Genomic DNA, 1,691 nt, shown 5'->3' on the forward strand with positions numbered 1-1,691 from the left:
CACCGTCATGAACACCCCGGCGCTGTTCGTGGAGTTCAGCCGGCTGCGGGGCATGGCGGCGGACGGGCGCTGCAAGAGCTTCGGCGCCGGTGCGGACGGCGCCGGTTGGGCGGAGGGCTGCGGCATCCTCGTCCTCAAGCGCCTCTCCGCCGCTCAGCGGGATGGGGACCGCGTTCTCGCGGTCATCAAGGGCAGTGCGATCAATCAGGACGGGCGCAGCCAGGGGCTGACGGCGCCGAACGGCCCCTCCCAGCAGCGCGTCATCCAGGACGCCCTGGCGGCGGCCCGCCTCTCCGCCGCCGACATCGACGCGATCGAGGCGCACGGCACCGGCACCTCCCTCGGCGACCCCATCGAAGCCGGTGCCCTGGCCGAGGTGTTCGGGCCCCACCGTTCCGCCGACCGCCCGCTGCTCCTCGGCTCTTCGAAGTCGAACATCGGCCACGCGCAGGCGGCCGCCGGTGTCATCGGCGTGATCAAGATGGTGCTGGCCCTGGAGAACGGTGTGCTGCCGCGCACCCTGCACGCCGACGAGCCGAGCCCGCACGTCGAGTGGGACGGCAGCGGGCTCGCCCTCCTCCAGGAAGCCACCAGCTGGGAGCGCGGCGAGCGCGTCCGCCGCGCGGGCGTCTCGTCCTTCGGCCTGAGCGGCACCAACGCCCACCTCATCCTGGAAGAAGCCCCCACGACCGAGGCGGCCCCGCAGGAGCCGCAGCCGCAGGCCGCCCTCCCGCTGCTCGTCTCGGGCCGCGACGAAGCCGCGCTGCGGGAACAAGCCGGCCGCTGGGCCGACTGGCTCGACGGCCGTCCCGGCATCCCGCTGGCGGACGTCGCCCTGACCGCCGCCCGCCACCGCACCCACTTCGAGCACCGCGCCGTCGTGATCGCGGACTCGGCCGCGGACGCGGCCAAGGCCCTTCGCGAGGTGGCCGCCGGTGGTTCGACCAACCTCGCGGGTCACCCCGGCGAGGTCGTGTTCGTGTACCCGGGCCAGGGGAGCCAGTGGCTCGGCATGGGCGCTGCCCTGCTGGAGCAGTCCCCGGTCTTCCGCGACGCGGTCGTGGCGTGCGACGCGGCGCTGCGTCCGATCACGGGCTGGTCGGTCCTGGACGTCCTCGCCGGTGGCGGTGGCGATCACCCGCCCGTCGACCGGGTGGACGTGGTCCAGCCGGCGCTGTTCGCCATGGGTGTCGCCCTGTCCGCCCTGTGGCGCTCCTGGGGCGTCGAGCCCAGCGCCGTGGTCGGCCACAGCCAGGGCGAGGTCGTCGCGGCCGTCGTCTCCGGCGTTCTCACGCTGGAGCAGGGCGCCAAGGTGGTCGCCCGCCGCTCGGCCGCCGTGCGCGCGGTGACCGGCATCGGCGGCATGGCGCTGGTCGAGCGCCCGGTCGGCCAGGTGGAGGACCTGCTCGCCGCCTACGACGGCAGGCTCTCCGTCGCGGCCGTCAACACCTCCGCCTCCACGGTCGTGTCCGGCGAGGCCGACGCTCTGGACCGTCTGGTGGCGGACCTGCAGCAGCAGGGCGTGTTCTGCCGCCGGGTGAACGTCGACTACGCCTCCCACAGCGCGCAGATGGACCCGCTGTTGCCGGGCCTGGCGGAGGAGTTCGCCGACCTGACGCCCGGCCGTGCGTCCGTTCCCTTCTACTCCACCGTTTTGGGTCGGGTGCTGGAAGGGCCGGAGCTGGACGGTG

1 protein-coding gene is annotated in these 1,691 nt (G+C 74.2%); it reads left to right on the forward strand.

Annotated features, from left to right (window positions below):
* Nucleotides 1–1,691: type I polyketide synthase (locus VM95_RS37470; RefSeq protein ID WP_045705860.1), on the forward strand; the 1,691-nt coding region annotated here is incomplete at both ends.

It is taken from the genome of Streptomyces rubellomurinus (genome assembly GCF_000961885.1).
GTDB classification, from domain to species: Bacteria; Actinomycetota; Actinomycetes; order Streptomycetales; family Streptomycetaceae; genus Kitasatospora; species Kitasatospora rubellomurina.